Here is a 512-nt window from a genome sequence, read left to right on the forward strand (position 1 = left end):
TTACCAGCGCAAGGAGTTGGCCGGCGCCGAGCTGGATGAGCAGACCCGCCGTTTTCTCGCCATGATGGCCATCAGCCAGCGCCTGATGGCGCAGGAGCTCAAGGTGGCCGAGCGCGACCTGGTGATCCTGGCCCAACCCGGTTTTCACCTCGACATGGCCATGCGCCCGCTGGCCGATGGCCGCATCCTGTTCAACGACCCAGCAGCCAGCGAGGCGCTGATCCAGCAGGTGCTGGCCAGCGACGGCAGCCTCAGCGACAGCGAACGCCAGGGTCTCACCGAGACCCTCACCAGCCTGCGACAACAGGCCGAGCGCTGGCACAAGATCCATGCCCTCATCCGGCAGCAGCTGACCGATGCCGGTCTGACCCCCATCGCCACCCCGGGCGCCTTCAGCGTGAACAAGCGGGCGGTGAACTGGATGAACGGCATCATGGGCACGGCGCAGCACCCCTTCTACATCACCAACGCCGCCAGCATAGCCCCCCTGAATCAGGCCTTCGGCGCCTGGT

General features: G+C 66.4%; 1 pseudogene. It reads left to right on the forward strand.

The window, feature by feature from the left end:
* Positions 1–512 (forward strand): annotated as a pseudogene (locus BN1129_RS15070) (hypothetical protein); the annotation flags it as partial.

Origin of the sequence: Aeromonas popoffii, from assembly GCF_000820025.1 — a bacterium.
Lineage (GTDB): Bacteria > Pseudomonadota > Gammaproteobacteria > Enterobacterales > Aeromonadaceae > Aeromonas > Aeromonas popoffii.